Origin of the sequence: Kineosporia rhizophila (assembly GCF_021277265.1) — a bacterium.
In the GTDB taxonomy this organism is placed as follows: domain Bacteria; phylum Actinomycetota; class Actinomycetes; order Actinomycetales; family Kineosporiaceae; genus Kineosporia; species Kineosporia rhizophila.
On record NZ_JAJSOH010000001.1, the window covers coordinates 313,260 to 329,738 of the forward strand.

At 69.8% G+C, this 16,479-nt stretch carries 15 protein-coding genes; 9 read left to right on the top strand and 6 right to left on the bottom strand.

Annotated features, from left to right (window positions below):
* The first annotated feature begins 249 nt into the window (after nt 1–249).
* From LWF15_RS01435 to LWF15_RS01465, 7 genes are all read left to right on the top strand, one after another.
* Complete coding sequence (locus LWF15_RS01435) at nt 250–921, top strand: LuxR C-terminal-related transcriptional regulator (RefSeq protein WP_232808469.1); 672 nt, start codon at nt 250–252, stop codon at nt 919–921.
* 246 nt (nt 922–1,167) lie between these two features.
* Nucleotides 1,168–2,688 carry a nitronate monooxygenase gene (locus LWF15_RS37235; protein ID WP_232808470.1) on the top strand — a complete coding sequence of 507 codons (1,521 nt, stop codon included), beginning with the start codon at nt 1,168–1,170 and terminating at the stop codon, nt 2,686–2,688.
* Between the two features lie 406 nt (nt 2,689–3,094).
* Nucleotides 3,095–4,132, top strand: coding sequence for a TerC/Alx family metal homeostasis membrane protein (locus LWF15_RS01445; RefSeq protein WP_232808471.1), 1,038 nt, complete (start codon nt 3,095–3,097; stop codon nt 4,130–4,132).
* A 103-nt stretch (nt 4,133–4,235) separates the two neighbouring features.
* A complete protein-coding gene (locus tag LWF15_RS01450) occupies nt 4,236–5,066 on the top strand; it encodes an IclR family transcriptional regulator (RefSeq protein ID WP_232808472.1) in 831 nt (276 codons plus the stop codon).
* Nucleotides 5,063–5,467, top strand: coding sequence for an allophanate hydrolase-related protein (locus LWF15_RS01455; RefSeq protein WP_232808473.1), 405 nt, complete (start codon nt 5,063–5,065; stop codon nt 5,465–5,467). The genes LWF15_RS01450 and LWF15_RS01455 overlap by 4 nt, the downstream gene beginning before the upstream one ends.
* A gap of 117 nt (nt 5,468–5,584) precedes the next feature.
* Nucleotides 5,585–6,847, top strand: a complete 1,263-nt coding sequence (locus LWF15_RS01460; RefSeq protein WP_232808474.1) for a glucarate dehydratase family protein — start codon at nt 5,585–5,587, stop codon at nt 6,845–6,847.
* Nucleotides 6,844–7,791: a 2-hydroxyacid dehydrogenase gene (locus LWF15_RS01465; RefSeq protein ID WP_232808475.1), complete on the top strand. Its 948-nt coding sequence runs from the start codon at nt 6,844–6,846 to the stop codon at nt 7,789–7,791. The genes LWF15_RS01460 and LWF15_RS01465 overlap by 4 nt, the downstream gene beginning before the upstream one ends.
* A gap of 3 nt (nt 7,792–7,794) precedes the next feature.
* On the opposite strand, the gene LWF15_RS01470 is transcribed toward LWF15_RS01465, so the two are convergent.
* From LWF15_RS01470 to LWF15_RS01495, 6 genes are read right to left on the bottom strand one after another with little or no spacing between them, the layout of a single operon-like run.
* On the bottom strand, nt 7,795–8,337 hold the full coding sequence (locus LWF15_RS01470; RefSeq protein ID WP_232808476.1) for a DUF7010 family protein: 543 nt from the start codon (nt 8,335–8,337) through the stop codon (nt 7,795–7,797).
* Nucleotides 8,338–8,394: 57 nt separating this feature from the next.
* On the bottom strand, nt 8,395–9,378 hold the full coding sequence (locus tag LWF15_RS01475; RefSeq protein ID WP_232808477.1) for an ABC transporter ATP-binding protein: 984 nt from the start codon (nt 9,376–9,378) through the stop codon (nt 8,395–8,397).
* Nucleotides 9,379–9,380: 2 nt separating this feature from the next.
* Entirely contained in the window at nt 9,381–10,346 is a 966-nt protein-coding gene (locus tag LWF15_RS01480; RefSeq protein ID WP_232808478.1) for an ABC transporter ATP-binding protein, read from the bottom strand.
* A complete protein-coding gene (locus LWF15_RS01485; protein ID WP_232808479.1) occupies nt 10,346–11,290 on the bottom strand; it encodes an ABC transporter permease in 945 nt (314 codons plus the stop codon). The genes LWF15_RS01480 and LWF15_RS01485 overlap by 1 nt, the downstream gene beginning before the upstream one ends.
* The gene (locus LWF15_RS01490) at nt 11,287–12,216 is read right to left on the bottom strand and encodes an ABC transporter permease (RefSeq protein ID WP_232808480.1); all 930 of its coding nucleotides are present in this window, start codon (nt 12,214–12,216) and stop codon (nt 11,287–11,289) included. Before LWF15_RS01490 ends, LWF15_RS01485 begins: the two co-directional genes overlap by 4 nt.
* Nucleotides 12,213–13,778 (bottom strand): ABC transporter substrate-binding protein, encoded by a 1,566-nt coding sequence (locus tag LWF15_RS01495; RefSeq protein WP_408622341.1) that lies wholly within the window; start codon nt 13,776–13,778, stop codon nt 12,213–12,215. Before LWF15_RS01495 ends, LWF15_RS01490 begins: the two co-directional genes overlap by 4 nt.
* A 193-nt stretch (nt 13,779–13,971) precedes the next feature.
* Here LWF15_RS01495 and kdgD point away from each other — a divergent pair, with 193 nt between their 5' ends.
* Nucleotides 13,972–14,883 (top strand): 5-dehydro-4-deoxyglucarate dehydratase, encoded by a 912-nt coding sequence (gene kdgD / locus LWF15_RS01500; RefSeq protein WP_232808482.1) that lies wholly within the window; start codon nt 13,972–13,974, stop codon nt 14,881–14,883.
* 3 nt (nt 14,884–14,886) lie between these two features.
* Nucleotides 14,887–16,479: an aldehyde dehydrogenase (NADP(+)) gene (locus tag LWF15_RS01505; RefSeq protein WP_232808483.1), complete on the top strand. Its 1,593-nt coding sequence runs from the start codon at nt 14,887–14,889 to the stop codon at nt 16,477–16,479.

The window sequence follows — 16,479 nt, forward strand, 5'->3', positions numbered from 1 at the left end:
TAGAGACCTTTACGAACGCGCGGTGGGCGGCCTACCGTCCTTGAGGGACGAGGGCGTCGCGTAGGAGGAGCCGTGTGTGCTGTGCCCACCTGCTGCTCACCTGACACTCGTCCGACGCCGACCCCGATCTGCCTCCCCGATCCGGAACTTCCGGTGAGCCCGGCGTTCTCCGCCGCCAGCCGCGGCCCCTGACGGCGAGCGTCCGTGAATCCCCGCTGTTCCGAGCTCTCGGATCTGGAGGATCCAGACATGAGGACCACCTCGGTGCCGACGACGTCACCAACCCGGCCCAGCTCGTCCACCATCGGGATCGTCCTGGCCGGCCATCCGGCGAAGGTGCGCCAGGGGCTGCGTGAGGTGCTGGAACTTCAGGACGATCTGCGCCTGGTCGGCGAGGCGGGCTCGCCTGCGGAGGTGGTGGCCCGGGTGGAGCAGGGCCGGCCCGACGTGGTGCTGCTGGAAGCCTCGGCCGCCGGGAGCCTGGCCACCTGCGCGGCCCTGACCAGTCGCTTCCCCGGGCTCGGGGTGCTGATGCTGAGCAGCCTGCCGGACGACCGGCTGGTCCTGGCCGCCATCCAGCACGGTGCCCGCGGCTACGTGGTGCAGGACGCCGACACGACCGAGCTGGTGCGAGCGATCCGGGCGGTGGGGCGGGGTGACAGCGCTCTGGACGCCCGCAGCACCGCCGCCATGGTCCGCAGCCTCAGCCCGGGCCCCGACCCGCACCGCCCACGCCTGACCGAGCGCGAGGTGGAGGTGCTGCGCCTGCTGGCCCAGGGCTGCTCGAACCGCATGATCGGCGGCCGGCTCTACATCTCCGAGACCACGGTGAAGTTCCACGTCAGCAATCTGATGCGCAAGCTCACCGTGTCGAGGCGGGCCGAGGCGGTGTACGCGGCCAGCAAGCTCGGCTACATCTGAGCCGCAACGATGATCTTGAAAGTCGTTGTGCGGTACTGAAACGCCTGTGAGCTTTACCTCTTCGTTACCTGGCACCGCAGCCGCCGAACCCCTGCTGAGCAGGCAACACGGCGCAATCACGAGCCTCGCGACCCGGACCTACCGACGAGCCGCTCTAGCCAGACAACCTTCGCGCGCGTAGGTTACTCTTCCGAAGGCGTAACTTACGAAAGCGTAGGTTGCCAGATCCAGCAGGAAGGCCCACCCGTGCAGACTGGACAGACCATGCCCGGCACCGACACGGCTGCGCACCCCGTGGCCGGCGGTGCCCCGCTGCCCACCGTCATCCAGGGCGGGATGGGCGCGGCGGTCTCCGACTGGAACCTGGCCAAGCAGGTGGCCATGGCCGGTCAGCTCGGTGTGGTCTCCGGCACCGCACTGGACTCCGTGGTGGTGCGCCGCCTGCAGGACGGCGACCCCGGTGGCCACATGCGCCGCGCGCTGGAGCACTTCCCGGTGCCCGCCGTGGCCGAGTGGATCATCGAGCGCTACTACAAGCCTGAGGGCCGGGAAGAGGGCCAGGCCTACCTGCCGGTGCCCAACCTGACCATGAACCCGGTGAGCAAGAGCCGCGACCTGATGGTGGCCAGCGCCTTCGTGGAGGTGTGGCTGGCCAAGGAGGGGCACTCCGGCCTGGTCGGGATCAACATCCTGGAGAAGATCCAGCTGGCGATCGTGCCCGCGCTGTACGGCTCGATGCTCGCCGGGGTCGACTACGTGCTGGTCGGGGCGGGTATCCCGTCGAAGCTGCCGCGCCTGATCAACCAGCTCAGCCGGCACGAGTACACCGAGATGGACGTCCACGTCGACGGTGCCACCCAGACCTACGCCACCGCGCTCGACCCGGCCACCGTGGTCCCGGCCGGCACCCTGCCGCCGCTGAAGCGCCCGATGTTCCTGGCGATCATCTCCTCGCACCCGCTGGCCGCCTACCTCACCAAGGAAAAGGTCACCACGCCGGACGGTTTCGTGATCGAGGGTCACGTGGCCGGCGGTCACAACACCCCGCCGCGGGGCCGCGTGCAGATCGACGAGAACGGCGAGCCGGTCTACGGCGCACGCGACGAGGCCGACCTCACCAAGATCGCCAAGTACGGCCTCCCGTTCTGGCTGGCCGGCGCCTACGCCACCCCCGAGCACGTGCAGGAGGCCAAGGCCCTTGGCGCCGCGGGTGTCCAGGTCGGCACGATCTTCGCGCTCAGCAGCGACTCCGGCACCAGCCCGGAGAACCGCGGCAAGCTGCTCGGGGCGCTGGCCGAGGACCGCCTGGAAGTGAAGACCGACGCCCTGGCCTCGCCCACCGGCTTCCCGTTCAAGGTCGCCGAGCTCGACGGCACCACCGGTACGCCCGAGGGCTACGCGGCCCGCACCCGGATCTGCGACCTGGCCTACCTGCGCACCCCCTTCGAGCGCGCCCCCGGCAAGGTCGGCTACCGGTGCCCCTCCGAGCCCGAGGACGACTACGTGCGCAAGGGCGGCGAGCTGGACAACACCATCGGCCGCAAGTGCCTGTGCAACGGCCTGATGGCCACGATCGGCATGCCCCAGGTGCGTTCCGGCATCAAGGAGGACCCGCTGCTCACCCTGGGCTCGGACCTCACCGCGGCCAAGGAGCTGCTGCGCCGGCACCCGCAGGGCTGGAACGCCACGCAGGCGCTGGAGTACCTGCTCGGCGGCCCGCAGCTGGCTCAGGCCCCGCGGGAGAGCCTGGCTCTGGCCACCCAGTAGCCGCACTCCTTCCCCACCACGCACCTGAGGGCCACCGACGTACGGACGTCGGTGGCCCTCGTCCTTTGTTTCGGCACCTTTGGTTTTCGGGCCGGGAACAAAAACGGGACAAATACCCTTGGACGTGGGTGGAGGCAAGGCACATGTCCGGCGCTCGCGGAAGTTCCCCGCACCGCATGTGTCGTTGTTCACCGGTAGTGGACCCGCCGGAAGCGGCGGGGCACACTGTGCCAGTAGTGGAGGGGAGTACTCCCTAAGCGGTGACGTCGTCAACACGGCATCCAGACACCAGACCGATCAGCGTCGTTCGGTCGTGCCCGGCGTCACTGGCCCGATCGCGTTCCTCGCGACCAGGTGGAGGAGACCTCCGGTTCCTTTTGCATGCAAAGAAACCGGAGGCCCTTGAATGGACGTCAGCGCGGCCTGGTGGATCGCCACCATCGCCCTGGTCCTTGGGATCACAGCCGTCGACCTGGTCGCGAACCGGGGTCAGACGCACATCACCATCCAGCACGCGACCCGCTGGGTGCTCTTCTACGTAGGCGTGGCACTGGCTTTCGGGGTCGCGATCTGGATCGGCTTCGGGCCCAGCTACGGCGGCCAGTTCATCGCCGGCTGGCTCACCGAGTACAGCCTCAGTGCCGACAACCTCTTCGTCTTCCTGGTCCTGATGACCAGGTTCTCGGTGCCGGAGTACCTGCAGCTGCGGGTGCTGACCATCGGCATCCTGCTGGCCCTGGTGCTGCGGGCCGGGCTGATCGCCGTCGGTGCCGCGGCCATCTCGCAGTTCTCCTGGGTGTTCTTCATCTTCGCGGCGTTCCTGCTCTACACCGCCTGGAACCTGTTGCGTTCCAAGCACGGTGACCCGGAGCACGAGGCCGAGGACGAGGCCCCGCCGGCCGTGGTCGGCTTCATCGGCCGGGTCATCCCCAGCACCCCGGTGTGGCACGGCGGCCGGCCGTTCGTGAAGCAGAACCACCGCTGGATCGCCACCCCGATGCTGATCACGATGATCGCGATCGGGGTCACCGACGTGCTCTTCGCGCTCGACTCGATCCCGGCCATCTTCGGCCTCACCAAGGAGCCGTTCCTGGTGGTCACGGCCAACGCCTTCGCCCTGATGGGGCTGCGGCAGCTGTTCTTCGTGGTCCGCGACCTGCTGGACCGGCTGCGCCACCTGGACACCGGCCTCTCGGTGATCCTGGCCTTCATCGGCGTGAAGCTGGTGATGGAGGCCTTCCACGAGAACTCGCTGCCGTTCCTCAACGGCGGTGAGCCGATCCACTCGGTGCCGGTGGTGCCGACCTGGGCGTCGCTCGGCTTCATCGTGGCCGTCCTGATCACCGTGACCATCACCAGCACGCTCGCCAACCGGCGGGACGCTCGGGCGGCGGCCGCCGCCGAGATCGAGGTCAAGGACGACGAGCCCACCCGGGCCGCCTGATCTCTTCGCCGAAGGACGCCGGTTCAGTGCTCTGAACCGGCGTCCTCGTATGTGGACGCCCTGTTAGGGTGACGCCTCCGCGTCCCCCTTGATTGGAGCGCCCGTGTCCACAGCGTCGTCGAACTCGGGAAGCCCGGCAGAACCCGTGGAGAGCAGCGGCGTTCGCGAGGTCAAGTCCGCCGCCCGCACGGTCGAGCTGCTCGAGCACCTGGCCGCCCGGCAGAACCGCCCGGCCCGGCTCCGCGAGCTCAGCGAGGCCCTCGGAGTGCCCCGCAGCAGCCTGCACGCCCTGCTGCGCACCCTGGCCAAGCACGGCTGGGTGCGGGCCGACAGCACCGGCACCCTGTACGGCATCGGCATCCGCGCACTCCTGGCCGGCACCAGCTACCTGGACACCGACCCGTACCTGCCGCTGGTCGCCCCGGTGCTCGACGAACTGCGCGAGCAGCTCGACGAGACCTTCCACTTCGGCCGCCTGGACGGGCAGGACGTGGTCTACCTGGCCACCCGCGAGTCCAGCCAGTACCTGCGCCCCTACAGCCGGATCGGCCGCCGGCTGCCCGCCTACAGCACCTCGCTGGGCAAGGCGCTGCTGAGCGACCGGGACCAGGACGAGCGGGACGAGCACCTGCCCGACACCCTCGACGCCCTGACCCCGCACACGATCGTCGAACGGGCCGCGCTGGAGGAGGATCTCGAGCAGACCCGGCAACGCGGTTACGCGGTGGACAACCAGGAGAACAGCCTGGGGCTGAAGTGCTTCGCCGTGCCGCTGCACTACGCCGAGCCCGCGGCCGACGCGATCAGCGCCTCGATCCCGATCGCCCGGCTGACCCCGCAGCGGGAGGCCGAGGTGATCCAGGCGCTGCGCAACGCCGGTGACCGGATCGATCGCGTGGTCTCCCCGATCATGCTGAATACTGCCTGGGTATGAGCTTGATCAGGATGTTCGTGAACGGCCAGGGCATGCGCGGCGGGGAGTTCAACGACGCCTTCGCCGAGGCCCGGTTCGTGGGTGAGTTCGACACCGCCCCGCGCTACCGCTTCTTCTCGGTGCGCGACGAGTTCCCCGGCCTGCACCCGGTCGAGAGCGGCGGCGCGGCCGTGCCCGGCGAGGTCTACGAGCTGCCCTACCTGATGCTGGCCGACCGCCTCCTGCCCCGCGAACCGGCCGAGCTGGAGCTGGGCATCATCGAACTGGCCGACGGCTCCGGCTCGCTGGCCATGCGGATGCGGGCCGAGGCGCTGCACCGCTCCGATGTCGAGGACATCAGCGCGGTGGGCGGCTGGCGGGCTCACCTGCAGGCCAAGGGCCTGCCGTTCGGCGCCCGCTGAACTGAGCCGGCCCGGACCGGGCCCCTTCATGCACAGGTGTCGTCCACATCCCTGACTCTTGTCCACACATGTGAACCGTGTCAGGATGCAGAGGACGTCTCCCAATGAAGGGTTGCCATGTCCGAGCTGATTTCTGCCGTCCGGGTGACACCCGTGGCCTTCCGGGATCTCCCGCTGCTGAACAGTGTTGGCGTGCACGAGCCGTTCGCCCTGCGCACGATCGTCGAGGTGGTGACGTCGGGCGGATGGTACGGGCTGGGCGAGACCTACGGCGACGAGCCGCACCTGCGGCGCATCGAGCGGGCGGCGGCCGCCCTGGTCGGCGCCGACGTCTTCGACCTGCACGAGATCCAGCGCCGGGTGGTCGTCTCCCTGCAGGAGGACACCGAGGTCGGCGGGCACGGCATGGCCGGCATGGTCACCACCTCCTCGACCAGCGACCGGGTGCTCTCCCCGTTCGAGGTCGCGGCGCTCGACCTGCAGGGCAAGCTCGTCGGCCGCCCGGTCAGCGACCTGCTCGGCGGCGCGGTGCGCGACCGGGTGAGCTTCACCGGCTACCTGTTCTACAAGTGGGCCGGCCATCCGGGCCACGACGAGGACGAGTGGGGGGCCGCGCTCGATCCCGACGGCCTGGTCCGCCAGGCCACGAAAATGATCGGCGATTACGGCTTCTCGTCGATCAAGCTGAAGGGCGGCGTGTTCCACCCCGAGGAGGAGGTGGCCGCGATCAAGGCGCTGCGGCAGGCCTTCCCCGACACCCCGCTGCGCCTGGACCCGAACGCGGTCTGGACGGTGCCCACCTCGATCAAGGTCGGCCACGACCTCGAGGGTGTGCTGGAGTACCTGGAGGACCCGACCGCCGGCCTCGAAGGCATGGCCCAGGTGGCCCGCGACGTGCCGATGCCCCTGGCCACGAACATGTGCGTGGTCGCCTTCGACCAGCTGAAGCCCGCCGTCCGGCAGGACGCGGTGCAGGTGGTGCTGTCCGACCACCACTTCTGGGGCGGTCTGCGCCGCTCGCAGGCCCTGGCCTCGATCTGCGACACCTTCGACCTGGGCCTGTCGATGCACTCGAACTCGCACCTGGGCATCAGCCTGGCCGCGATGGTGCACCTGGCCTCGGCCACCCCGAACCTCGACTACACCTGCGACACGCACTGGCCCTGGAAGCAGGCCGAGGACGACGTGATCGTGCCGGGGGAGCTGTCTTTCGAGGACGGGTCGGTGCGGGTTCCGACGAAACCCGGGCTGGGCGTCGAGCTGGACCGGGACGCGCTGGCCCGGATGCACCAGCAGTACCTGGACAGCGGCATCCGCAACCGCGACGACACCGGCTACATGCGCAGCATCGACCCCGGGTGGAAGCAGCCGCTCTGGTGAAGATCCTCGTCACCGAGCAGATCCTGCAGCGGTTCCGGACCCGGCTCGAATCGAACTCCCCGCACGAGTGGGTCTTCGCGCAAGATCTCCGGGCCGCGCCGGGAACCCAGGTCCTGGTCGGCGCCTCGGCCTCGGCGGAGCTGATCCGGGCCTGTGGTGAAGACCTTCGGCTGGTGCAGGTCACCGGGGCCGGCCTGGACAAGATCGCAGTAGACGCCCTACCACCCAGCACGTTGCTGGCCAACACCTTTCACCACGGTCGCTCGATCGCCGAGCACGTGGTGATGGTCTCGATGATGCTGCTGCGGCACGTGCCCCGGGCCTCCCGGGAGCTGGCGGCCGGCCAGTGGCGCACGGTGATGACCGATCCGGCCGTGCCCTTCGGTGGCGTCCTGGCCGGGCGCACCATGGGCATCGTCGGATTCGGTGAGATCGGCTCTCAGGTAGCCGTTCTGGCCCGGGCGTTGGGGATGAGGGTGCGGGCCGTGCGGCACTCCGGCCGCGCTGCCGAGGGAGTCGAGTGGATGGGGACCTCCGCCCAACTGCCCGAGCTGCTGCGGACGTCCGACATCGTGGTGGCCACCGTGCCGCTCAGCGAAAAGACCCGTGGCCTGCTGGACTCCGAGGCCCTGGCCGCCATGAGGCCCGACGCCATCCTGGTCAACGTGGCCCGCGGGGCCGTGGTGGACGAGCAGGCGCTGCACAACGCCCTCACCGAGGGCACCATCGGCGGCGCCGCGATCGACGTGTGGTGGCGCAACCCCCGCGACCCCGACGCGCCCCCGCCCTCACACCTGGACTTCACCGGTTTCGATAACGTGGTGCTCACCCCGCACCAGTCGGGACACACCGAAGAGACCTTCCAGGGCCGGGTCGCCGACGTGGTGGCGAATGTCGAGGCGCTGGCCTCTGGCCGGCCCCTACGCAATCTGGTCCGTCGCTGACTCTCAGGCCAAGGTCAAGGCAAGGACGGCGCCCGCGGCCATGAGTACGCCGGTGCCGGCGCAGACCGCTGCGGCCCCGGCCTGCGCCCTGGGGCCGTCTGCACGTTCGGCGCGAGCCATCAGGGTGACGCTGGTGAGCGCTACAGCCGTGCCCAGCACGAAGTACAACGGAGTGCGGTAGAGCCAGCTGTAGGGCGCGAAATGCACTACCAGCAGTAGAGCCATGGCCAGCGGGACGAGTTCGTAACGGCGTGAGAGGACTAGGCAGACCACGATCGGCAGGCCCAGGAGCTGGCCGGTGGCCAGGACGACGGACAGGTCGTCGAGAACCGGGTGGTCGGGCCGATCAGGGCCAGCCGCAGTGAGGACGAGGGCGGCCGGCAAGGCGACCATCCCCTGGAACAGGGTGGCCAGGGCCGCGGTGCACGGGTTCGCCCGGGTCCAGACCCAGGCGCAGAGCAGCCAGGTGGCGCCGTAGGCGGCGAGGAAGGCCCAGCCGTGCCCAGTGGCCCGCGCCAGAGCGTCCAGGTGACTACCGACGTCCACCTACCGAACCATAAAGGACGGCGGTGGTGACCACCGCCGTCCTCTGGTCGTTCTGTTCTAGGCGAGCGCCAGTTGCTTGGGCGTCTCCATCGGGTGGTGGCACTCGGCGCCGTGGTCCGGTGATTCCGGGTCCTTCACCAGCGGGGGCGCGGTGGAGGCGCAGATGTCGGTCGCCTTCCAGCAGCGGGTGCGGAAGCGGCAGCCCGAGGGCGGGTTCAGCGGTGAGGGGATCTCGCCCTTGAGCAGGATCCGCTCGCCCCGGTCGGACTCGTGCAGCTTCGGGGCCGCCGACATCAGCGCGGCCGTGTACGGGTGCCGGGGGCGCTCGAAGACCGCCTCGGTCGGGCCCTGTTCGACGATCCGGCCCAGGTACATCACCGCCACCCGGTCGGCCACGTGCCGCACCACCGAGAGGTCGTGCGAGATGAACACGTAGCTGACCCCGAGCTGGCGCTGCAGGTCGTTGAGCAGGTTCAGCACCTGCGCCTGCACCGACAGGTCGAGCGCCGACACCGGCTCGTCACAGATGATCACGTCCGGCTGCAGGGCCAGGGCCCGGGCGATGCCCAGACGCTGCCGCTGACCGCCGGAGAACTCCTGCGGGTAGCGGTCGGCGTCGCTCGGGCGAAGACCCACCAGGTGCAACAGCTCTCGCACCCGGGCGGCCCGGTCGCGGGAGTTGGCGTACATGTGCTTGTGGGTCTTCCACGGCTCGGCGATGATCTGGCCGGCCGTCATCCGGGAGTTCAGCGAACCGTACGGGTCCTGGAACACCATCTGCACCCGGCGCCGCCAGGCCAGCAGTTCCTTGCCGCGCAGGCCGAACGGGTCGGTGCCGTCGAACCGCACGGTGCCGCCGTCCGGCTTCTCCAGCATCAGCAGGGTGCGGGCGAGAGTCGACTTGCCGCAACCGGACTCGCCGACCAGGCCCAGGGTCTCGCCCTTGCCCAGCTTCAGGCTGATCCCGTCGAGCGCCTTCAGCCGCCCGTCCCGCACGTCGAACGTCTTGGTCAGGCCGTTCACCTCGAGCAGGTCGCTCATGATCAGACCTCCTCGGTGAAGTGGCAGGCGGCCTTGCGGCCGTCGGCGACGGGTTTCAATGAAGGACGTTCGTCCCGGCACTTCTGTCGGGCCAGGGGGCAGCGGGCCTGGTAGACGCAGCCGCTCGGGATCGAGGCCAGGTCCGGGGGCGTGCCGCCGATCGAGGACAGCTCCTCCCCCCGGGCCACGTGCACCGGCACCGAGTCCAGAAGGCCCTTGGTGTAGGGGTGTTTCGGCTTACCGAAGACCTCGGACACCGGGCCGGTCTCGACCACGTGCCCGGCGTACATCACCGCCACCTTGTCGGCCTCCTCGGCGACCAGGGCCAGGTCGTGGGTGATCAGCACGACGGCCATCTCCCGCTCGGCCCGTAGGTCCTTCAGCAGCGCCATGATCTGGGCCTGCACGGTGACGTCGAGCGCGGTGGTGGGCTCGTCGGCCAGCAGCACGCTCGGGTTCAGCGCCACCGCCATGGCGATCAGCAGGCGCTGGCGCATGCCGCCGGAGAACTGGTGCGGGTAGGCGTCGACCCGGTTCTCCGGGTGCGGGATGCCGACCCGGCGCATCAGCTCGACGGCCTCGGCCCGGGCCGCCCGGGCCGACATCTTCCGGTGGATCCGGAACGGCTCGGCCAGCTGGGTGCCCACCGTGTAGACCGGGTTCAGCGCGGTCAGCGCGTCCTGGAACACGATCGCCAGCTCCGGGCCGGCCACCGCCCGGCGCTGCCGGCGCGAGGCCTTGACCAGGTCGGTGCCGTTGAGGTTGACCGAGCCCCGGGTGACCGAGGCGACCGGCTCGAGCAGCCCGACGATGGCCTGGGCGGTCATCGACTTGCCGCAGCCGGACTCCCCGAGCAGGGCCAGGGTCTCGCCCTGCTCGGCCTCGAACCCGACCCCGTCGACGGCCCGCAGGGTGCCGTTGGGGGTCTCGATGTCGACGGTCAGATCGGTGACGCTGAGGACGGACATCAGTTGGCCTCCGGGGCGACGGCCTTGCGGCCGCGCTTTCCTCTGGGAAGGGTCAGGCGCCAGCGTTGGGCCGGGTCGGTGGCCAGCCGGGCCCAGGAGGCCAGGACCGTGGCCGACACGGTGGTGATCACGATGGCCAGACCGGGGAAGAACGAGAGCCACCAGGCGGTCTGGAGGTAGGTGCGACCCTGCGAGACCATCAGGCCCCAGCTCACCGAGGGCGGCTGGATGCCGATGCCGAGGAAGCTCAGCGACGACTCCGAGAGCATCACGAAGCAGAAGTCCAGGGTGGCCACGGTGAGCAGGGTGGGCAGGATGATCGGCAGGACGTGCCGGAAGATGATCGCCGACGGCTTCGTGCCGAAGGTCCGGGCGGCGTCGACGAACAGCCGGCTCTGCAGCTCGGCCGACTCGGCCCGGGCGGTGCGCAGGTAGATCGGGATCCGGGTGATCGCCAGCACCAGCACCAGGTTGGCCGAGCTGGGCGAGAAGATGTACAGCACCACCACGGCCATCAGCAGCGAGGGGAAGCTGAGGATGATGTCGGCGATCCGCATCACCACGGTCTCCCGCCAGCCCCGGTGGTAGCCGGCCCACATGCCCACCAGCGAGCCGATGACCAGCGAGAGCAGCACCGCCGGCACGGCCACCGAGAGGGTGGTGCGACTGGCCACGATCAGCCGGGCCAGCACACTGCGCCCCAGCGGGTCGGTGCCCAGGAAGTTCAGCCAGCCGTCGTCGAGACTGAACGGGGCCGCGTTGGCGTTGAGCAGGTTCTGCTCGCGGGCCTCGTCGCCGACCAGCATCGGGCCGAACACGGCGACCAGGACGACGAAGGCCAGGACCAGGGCGGCCAGGGTGGCCACCCGGTCGCGCAGCAGCATGCGCCACAGCTTCGGCGCCTGGGGCCGGGCCTCGACCGGGGCCTCCACAGTGGCGGTCATGCCGAAACCTTCTCTCGCACGCGGGCATCGAGCAGGGCGTAACCGATGTCGATGACGATGTTGAGGACGAAGATCGAGACCGCGGTGAGCAGCACGCAGGCCTGCAGCACGGCGAAGTCCCGGCCGAGGATGGAGTCGATCATCAGCTTGCCGATCCCCGGCCAGCCGAAGATGGTCTCGACCACCACGGCGCCGTTGATCAGGCCGACCATCAGGTCACCGGCCACGGTCAGGGCCGGGGCGGCGGCGTTGCGCAGGGCGTGGTGGGTGACCACCCGCAGGTCGCCGGCGCCCTTGCTGCGAGCCAGCCGCACGTAGGGGGCGCTCAGGGCGCTCACCATCGCCCCTCGCACCACCTGGGTCAGCACCCCCAGGGGCCGGATCACCAGGGTGGCCACCGGCAGCACCCAGGAGGCCATGCCCCCGGTCACACCCGAGGTAGGCAGCCAGCCCAGGCTCACGGCGAAGATCCAGACCCCGACGATGGCGAACCAGAAGTCCGGCACGCTGGCCGCGGTCATCGACAGGAAGCTGGAGATCCGGTCGGCCACCGAGTTCGGCCGGTAGGCCGCCCAGCTGCCGATCACGATCGCTCCCACGACCGCGATCAGCATGGTCGAGAAGGCCAGCTGCAGGGTGGCCGGGAAGGCGCGCAGGGCCATCGTGGCCGCCGACTCCCCGGTGCGCAGCGACTCCCCGAAGTCCAGGGTCAGGATGCCGCCCAGGTAGTCCCACATCTGGGCCCACACCGAGTCGTCCAGGCCGTTGGCCTCGATGAAGTTCTGCCGCTGCTCGGGGGTGGCCGACTCGGGCAGGTAGAGGTTGGCCGGGTCGCCGGTCAGCCGGGCGAGGAAGAAGACGCCCAGCAGAACGGCGATCAGCGGCAGCAGGCTGGTGACCGCGCGGCGGCGGAGGAATCCGGTCATGACACAGGACTCATCTCTGCCAGGCGCATCTCGTCACCGCTGGCCGAGTTCGGCTCGTAGGAGACGCTCGCGGACTTGGCCAGGACCGCGCTCATGTGCGCGATGTAGGCGTACTGGGTGATCTCGTCCTGCTCGTACTGCCAGAGCTTCTCCAGCGCACTCTGCCGCTCGGCCCCGACCAGGGCCTCGGCGTCGCGGATCTTCTGGTCGAACTCCGGCGTGCCCCAGGAACTCTGGTAGCCCTCGGCGAGCATGTACTGGTCCAGTGTGAACGCCGCGTCACCGGCCTGGTTACCGTGCATGATCATCAGCAGGTACGGTCCGGTGTCCTCGGGGAAGGGCCGGATCTGGTACTCCAGCTGGGCGTTCGTGTCCATCATCTCGATCTTCACGTTCAGCCCGGCCTTCTCCAGCTCGCCCTGGATCACCTCGATCGTCTCGGTGATCCGCGGGAACTGGGCGTTGCGGCCGATCAGCCGGATCTCGGTGTCCACCGGCACGCCGTCGGCGCGGGCCTCGTCGACCAGGGCCTTGGCCTTGGCCGCGTCGTAGGGCCAGACCTTCTCGTCCGGGTTGTAGCCGACGATGCCCTCGGGAATGAGCTCACCGGCAGGGGTGGCCAGATTCTCGAACAGCGTCTGGCTGAGCAGGTTCCGGTCGATCACGTAGTTCACCGCCTGCCGGATCCGCTGGTCGTCCAGCGGGGGCTGGTCGGCCTGCATGCGCAGCGCGGTGGTCTCGTTGTTGCGGTAGGCCACGGCCAGTTCGCCGGCGCCGTCCTCGGGCGCCAGGCTGGTGGCGATGTCGGCCTCGCCGTTGGCCACCATCGCGGCCCGCACGCTGCCCTCGGCCCGCCAGACGTAGTTCACGTTGTTGTAGGCCGGTGCCTCACCCCAGTAGTCCGGGTTGGCCTCCAGCGAAAGTCTCTGTCCGGCCTGCCAGTCGGCCACCTGGTAGGGGCCGGTCCCGATCGGCTCGCGCACCTTCTCGGTCGTGCTGGTCCGGGTGGAGACCATCTCGATGAACGAAAGGCGCAGCGGAAGGATCGGGTCGGGCTCGGGCGAGGTGACGGTCAGCGTGGTGTCGTCCACGGCCTCCACCTCCAGGTCGGTGTCGCCGAACACGTAACCCTCCACCTCGCAGGCGAGGTCGGAGTTCACCGCGCGGTCGATGGTGAAGGCCGCGGCCTCGGCGTCGAAGGGGGTGCCGTCGGTGAACGTCACGCCCTCGCGGAGGGTGAAGGTCCAGGTCTCGTCGGTGGTCTGCTCCCACTCGGTGGCCAGCAGCGGCTGCAGCTCACCGGAGTCGGGGTCGCGCTCCACCAGCGGTTCGGTGATGTTCGAGCGCACCACCACGCCGGTGGCGGTGAGCGAGCTCTGGCACGCCTCCAGGGTCGGTGGCTCCTGCGGCAGAACGATTCTCAGACCGTCGGCGCCGCCGCCGGTGACGTACTCGGAGTTGGCGACCGTGCAGCCGCCGACCGCGCTGGTGGCCAGCGCCAGACCGAGCAGGCCGGCCACGGGCCGCCATCTACGCAGCCTCGAAATGGGTGGGCTCAACATTGAGTTCCTTTCGGCTGTCCACGGATGTGAACGCGATCCGAATTCGTAGACGTACCGTAGGTCTGCTCCTTTGTGACGTCAACCACGAGGTAGCCATGCTCTTCGGGTATCGCCCCATGCCCAAGTTAGCTTGGACAGGTATCGAGCTGGCTGCCTAGCGTGGAGGAGAACCCACGACTTTCTGGAGCCGTCGATGTCTCGTTTCTCGCCCACCGAACTGCGCGATGCCCTGGGCTCGGGTCTGCTGTCGTTCCCGGTCACGCACACCGACGCCGAGCTGAACCTGGACGAGGAAGGGCTGCGCTCGCACCTGCGGTACCTGCGCGAGTTCGACGCGACCGGGCTGTTCGCGGCCGGCGGCACGGGCGAGTTCTTCTGCCTGACCCCGGCCGAGGTCGAGCGGGTCGTGCGGATCAGCGCCGAAGAGGTCACCGAGGTGCCGGTGGTCGGCCCGGCCGGGTACGGCACCGCGATCGCGGTGGAGATGGCCCAGGCCGCCGAGGGGGCCGGCGCCGACGGGGTCTTCCTGCTGCCGCCCTACCTCACCGAGATGGACCAGGAGGGCCTGTACTCCCACGTGGCCCGGGTCTGCGCCAACACGAGCCTGGGCGTGGTGGTCTACCACCGGGCCAACGCCCGCTTCCACCACAGCACGGTCGACCGGCTGGTCGCCGAGTTCGACAACTTCGTCGGCTTCAAGGACGGCATCGGCGATATCGACCTGATGGCCCGCCTGTACGCCACCCACGGCGACCGCCTGGTCTACGTCGGCGGCCTGCCCACCGCCGAGACCTACGCGCTGCCCTACCTCGAGCTGGGCGCCACCACCTACTCCAGCGCCATCTACAACTTCGCCCCGCGCTGGGCCGGCGACTTCTACCAGTCGGTGCGCAACCGCGACCGGGAGGACGTGTACCGCCGGCTGCGCGAGTTCGTCCTGCCCTACCTGGAGATCCGCAACCGCCGCTCCGGCTACGCGGTCTCCATCGTCAAGGCCGGGCTGCAGGCCGTCGGCCGCCCGGCCGGATCGGTGCGCCCGCCCCTGGTGGACCTCACCGCCGAAGAGCTGTCCGACCTCACCGACCTGGTCAAGAAGGTGGTCTGAGCGATGCCGACCGTTGAACTCACCGGCGAGATGCTGATCGGCGCCTCCGCCGTGCTCGGCTCCGCGGGCACCGTGACCGGCCGCGACCCGCGCACCGGCGAGGAGCTCAAGCCCACCTACGGCCTGGGCGGCAGCGCCGAGGTCGACCGCGCCGCCGAGCTGGCCTGGGCCGCGTTCGGCACCTACCGCCAGACCGACGGCGAGCAGCGGGCCGCCTTCCTCGACCGGATCGCCGCCAACCTCGAGGCGGTGGCCGAACCACTGGTCGCCCGGGTGATCGCCGAGACCGGGATCGCCGAGCCCCGGGTGCGCGGCGAACTCGCCCGCACGGTGAACCAGCTGAGGCTGTTCGGCCGGGTGCTGCGCGAAGGAAGCTGGATCGGCGCCCGGATCGAGCCCCCGCTGCCCGACCGCAAGCCCCTGCCCCGCCCCGACCTGCGTCAGCGCAAGATCCCGCTGGGGCCGGTGGCCGTGTTCGGTGCCTCGAACTTCCCCCTGGCGTTCTCGGTGGCCGGGGGTGACACCGCTTCGGCCCTGGCCGCCGGCTGCCCGGTGATCGTGAAGGCGCACAGCTCGCACCCCGGTACGTCGGAGATCGTCGGGCGCGCAATTCAGTCGGCGGTTGCCGAATCCGGCCTTCCGGAGGGCGTCTTCTCCCTGTTGTACGGCGGCGGTTCCTCTCTGGGCACCGCACTGGTGGCCCATCCCCGAGTGCGCGCGGTGGGTTTCACCGGCTCCCGCTCGGGCGGTCTGGCGCTGGCCGCCACGGCTGCCGCTCGCCCGGTGCCGATCCCGGTCTACGCCGAGATGTCCAGCGTGAACCCGGTCTTCCTGCTCCCCTCCGCACTGGAGGCAGCCCCGGAGGCACTGGGGGCGTCCTTTGTTACTTCCCTGACCACAGGGGTCGGGCAGCTGTGCACCAATCCCGGTCTGGTCTTCGCCGTCGACTCCCCCGCGCTCGACGCGTTCCTGAGTGCGGCGTCTGCTGCCGTGAGCTCCTCGGCCGCTGCCCCCATGCTCAGTCGGGGTATCTGCGCCGCCTACGGGGAAGGTGCTCAGCGCTACGCCGGTCACCCGCAGGTGAAGGCCGTGGCCGACGGGCTCACCGACGACTCGATCGACGCGCCCGGGGTCGCACACCTCTACACCACCTCCGGTTCGGCCTTCCTGAGCGATCACACGCTGCACGAAGAGGTTTTCGGGGCTACCTCGCTGGTGGTCCGGCTTGAGGACGTCTCTCAGCTGCCTTCGGTGGTGGAGGCGTTGGAAGGGCAGCTCACCGCGTCGGTGCACGCGAACGACGACGACCTGGAAGTGGCCGGCGAACTGCTGCCCGAGCTCGAGCTGAAGGTCGGCCGGGTGATCTTCAACGGCTGGCCGACCGGCGTGGACGTGGGGCAGGCGATGGTGCACGGCGGGCCGTTCCCGAGCACCTACGACGGCCGCAGCACCTCGGTCGGCACCCTGGCGATCGAGCGGTTCCTGCGGCCGGTGGCCTACCAGGACCTGCCCGCGGCGCTGCGGCCGGCCGGGCTGGACGACGCGAACGAGCTGGGCATCTTCCGGCAGCTCGACGGACAGTTCGGCCGGGACTAG

Bases quoted from the DNA above. Each gene is read 5' to 3' on its own strand.
- LWF15_RS01460 (WP_232808474.1), top strand. From the start codon at position 5,585: ATGTCCGAGCTGATTTCTGCCGTCCGGGTGACACCCGTGGCCTTCCGG.
- LWF15_RS01455 (WP_232808473.1), top strand. From the start codon at position 5,063: ATGAGCTTGATCAGGATGTTCGTGAACGGCCAGGGCATGCGCGGCGGG.
- LWF15_RS01480 (WP_232808478.1), bottom strand. From the start codon at position 10,346: ATGTCCGTCCTCAGCGTCACCGATCTGACCGTCGACATCGAGACCCCC.
- LWF15_RS01485 (WP_232808479.1), bottom strand. From the start codon at position 11,290: ATGACCGCCACTGTGGAGGCCCCGGTCGAGGCCCGGCCCCAGGCGCCG.
- LWF15_RS01475 (WP_232808477.1), bottom strand. From the start codon at position 9,378: ATGAGCGACCTGCTCGAGGTGAACGGCCTGACCAAGACGTTCGACGTG.
- LWF15_RS01445 (WP_232808471.1), top strand. From the start codon at position 3,095: ATGGACGTCAGCGCGGCCTGGTGGATCGCCACCATCGCCCTGGTCCTT.
- LWF15_RS01435 (WP_232808469.1), top strand. From the start codon at position 250: ATGAGGACCACCTCGGTGCCGACGACGTCACCAACCCGGCCCAGCTCG.
- LWF15_RS01505 (WP_232808483.1), top strand. From the start codon at position 14,887: ATGCCGACCGTTGAACTCACCGGCGAGATGCTGATCGGCGCCTCCGCC.
- LWF15_RS01490 (WP_232808480.1), bottom strand. From the start codon at position 12,216: ATGACCGGATTCCTCCGCCGCCGCGCGGTCACCAGCCTGCTGCCGCTG.
- LWF15_RS01495 (WP_408622341.1), bottom strand. From the start codon at position 13,778: ATGTTGAGCCCACCCATTTCGAGGCTGCGTAGATGGCGGCCCGTGGCC.
- kdgD (WP_232808482.1), top strand. From the start codon at position 13,972: ATGTCTCGTTTCTCGCCCACCGAACTGCGCGATGCCCTGGGCTCGGGT.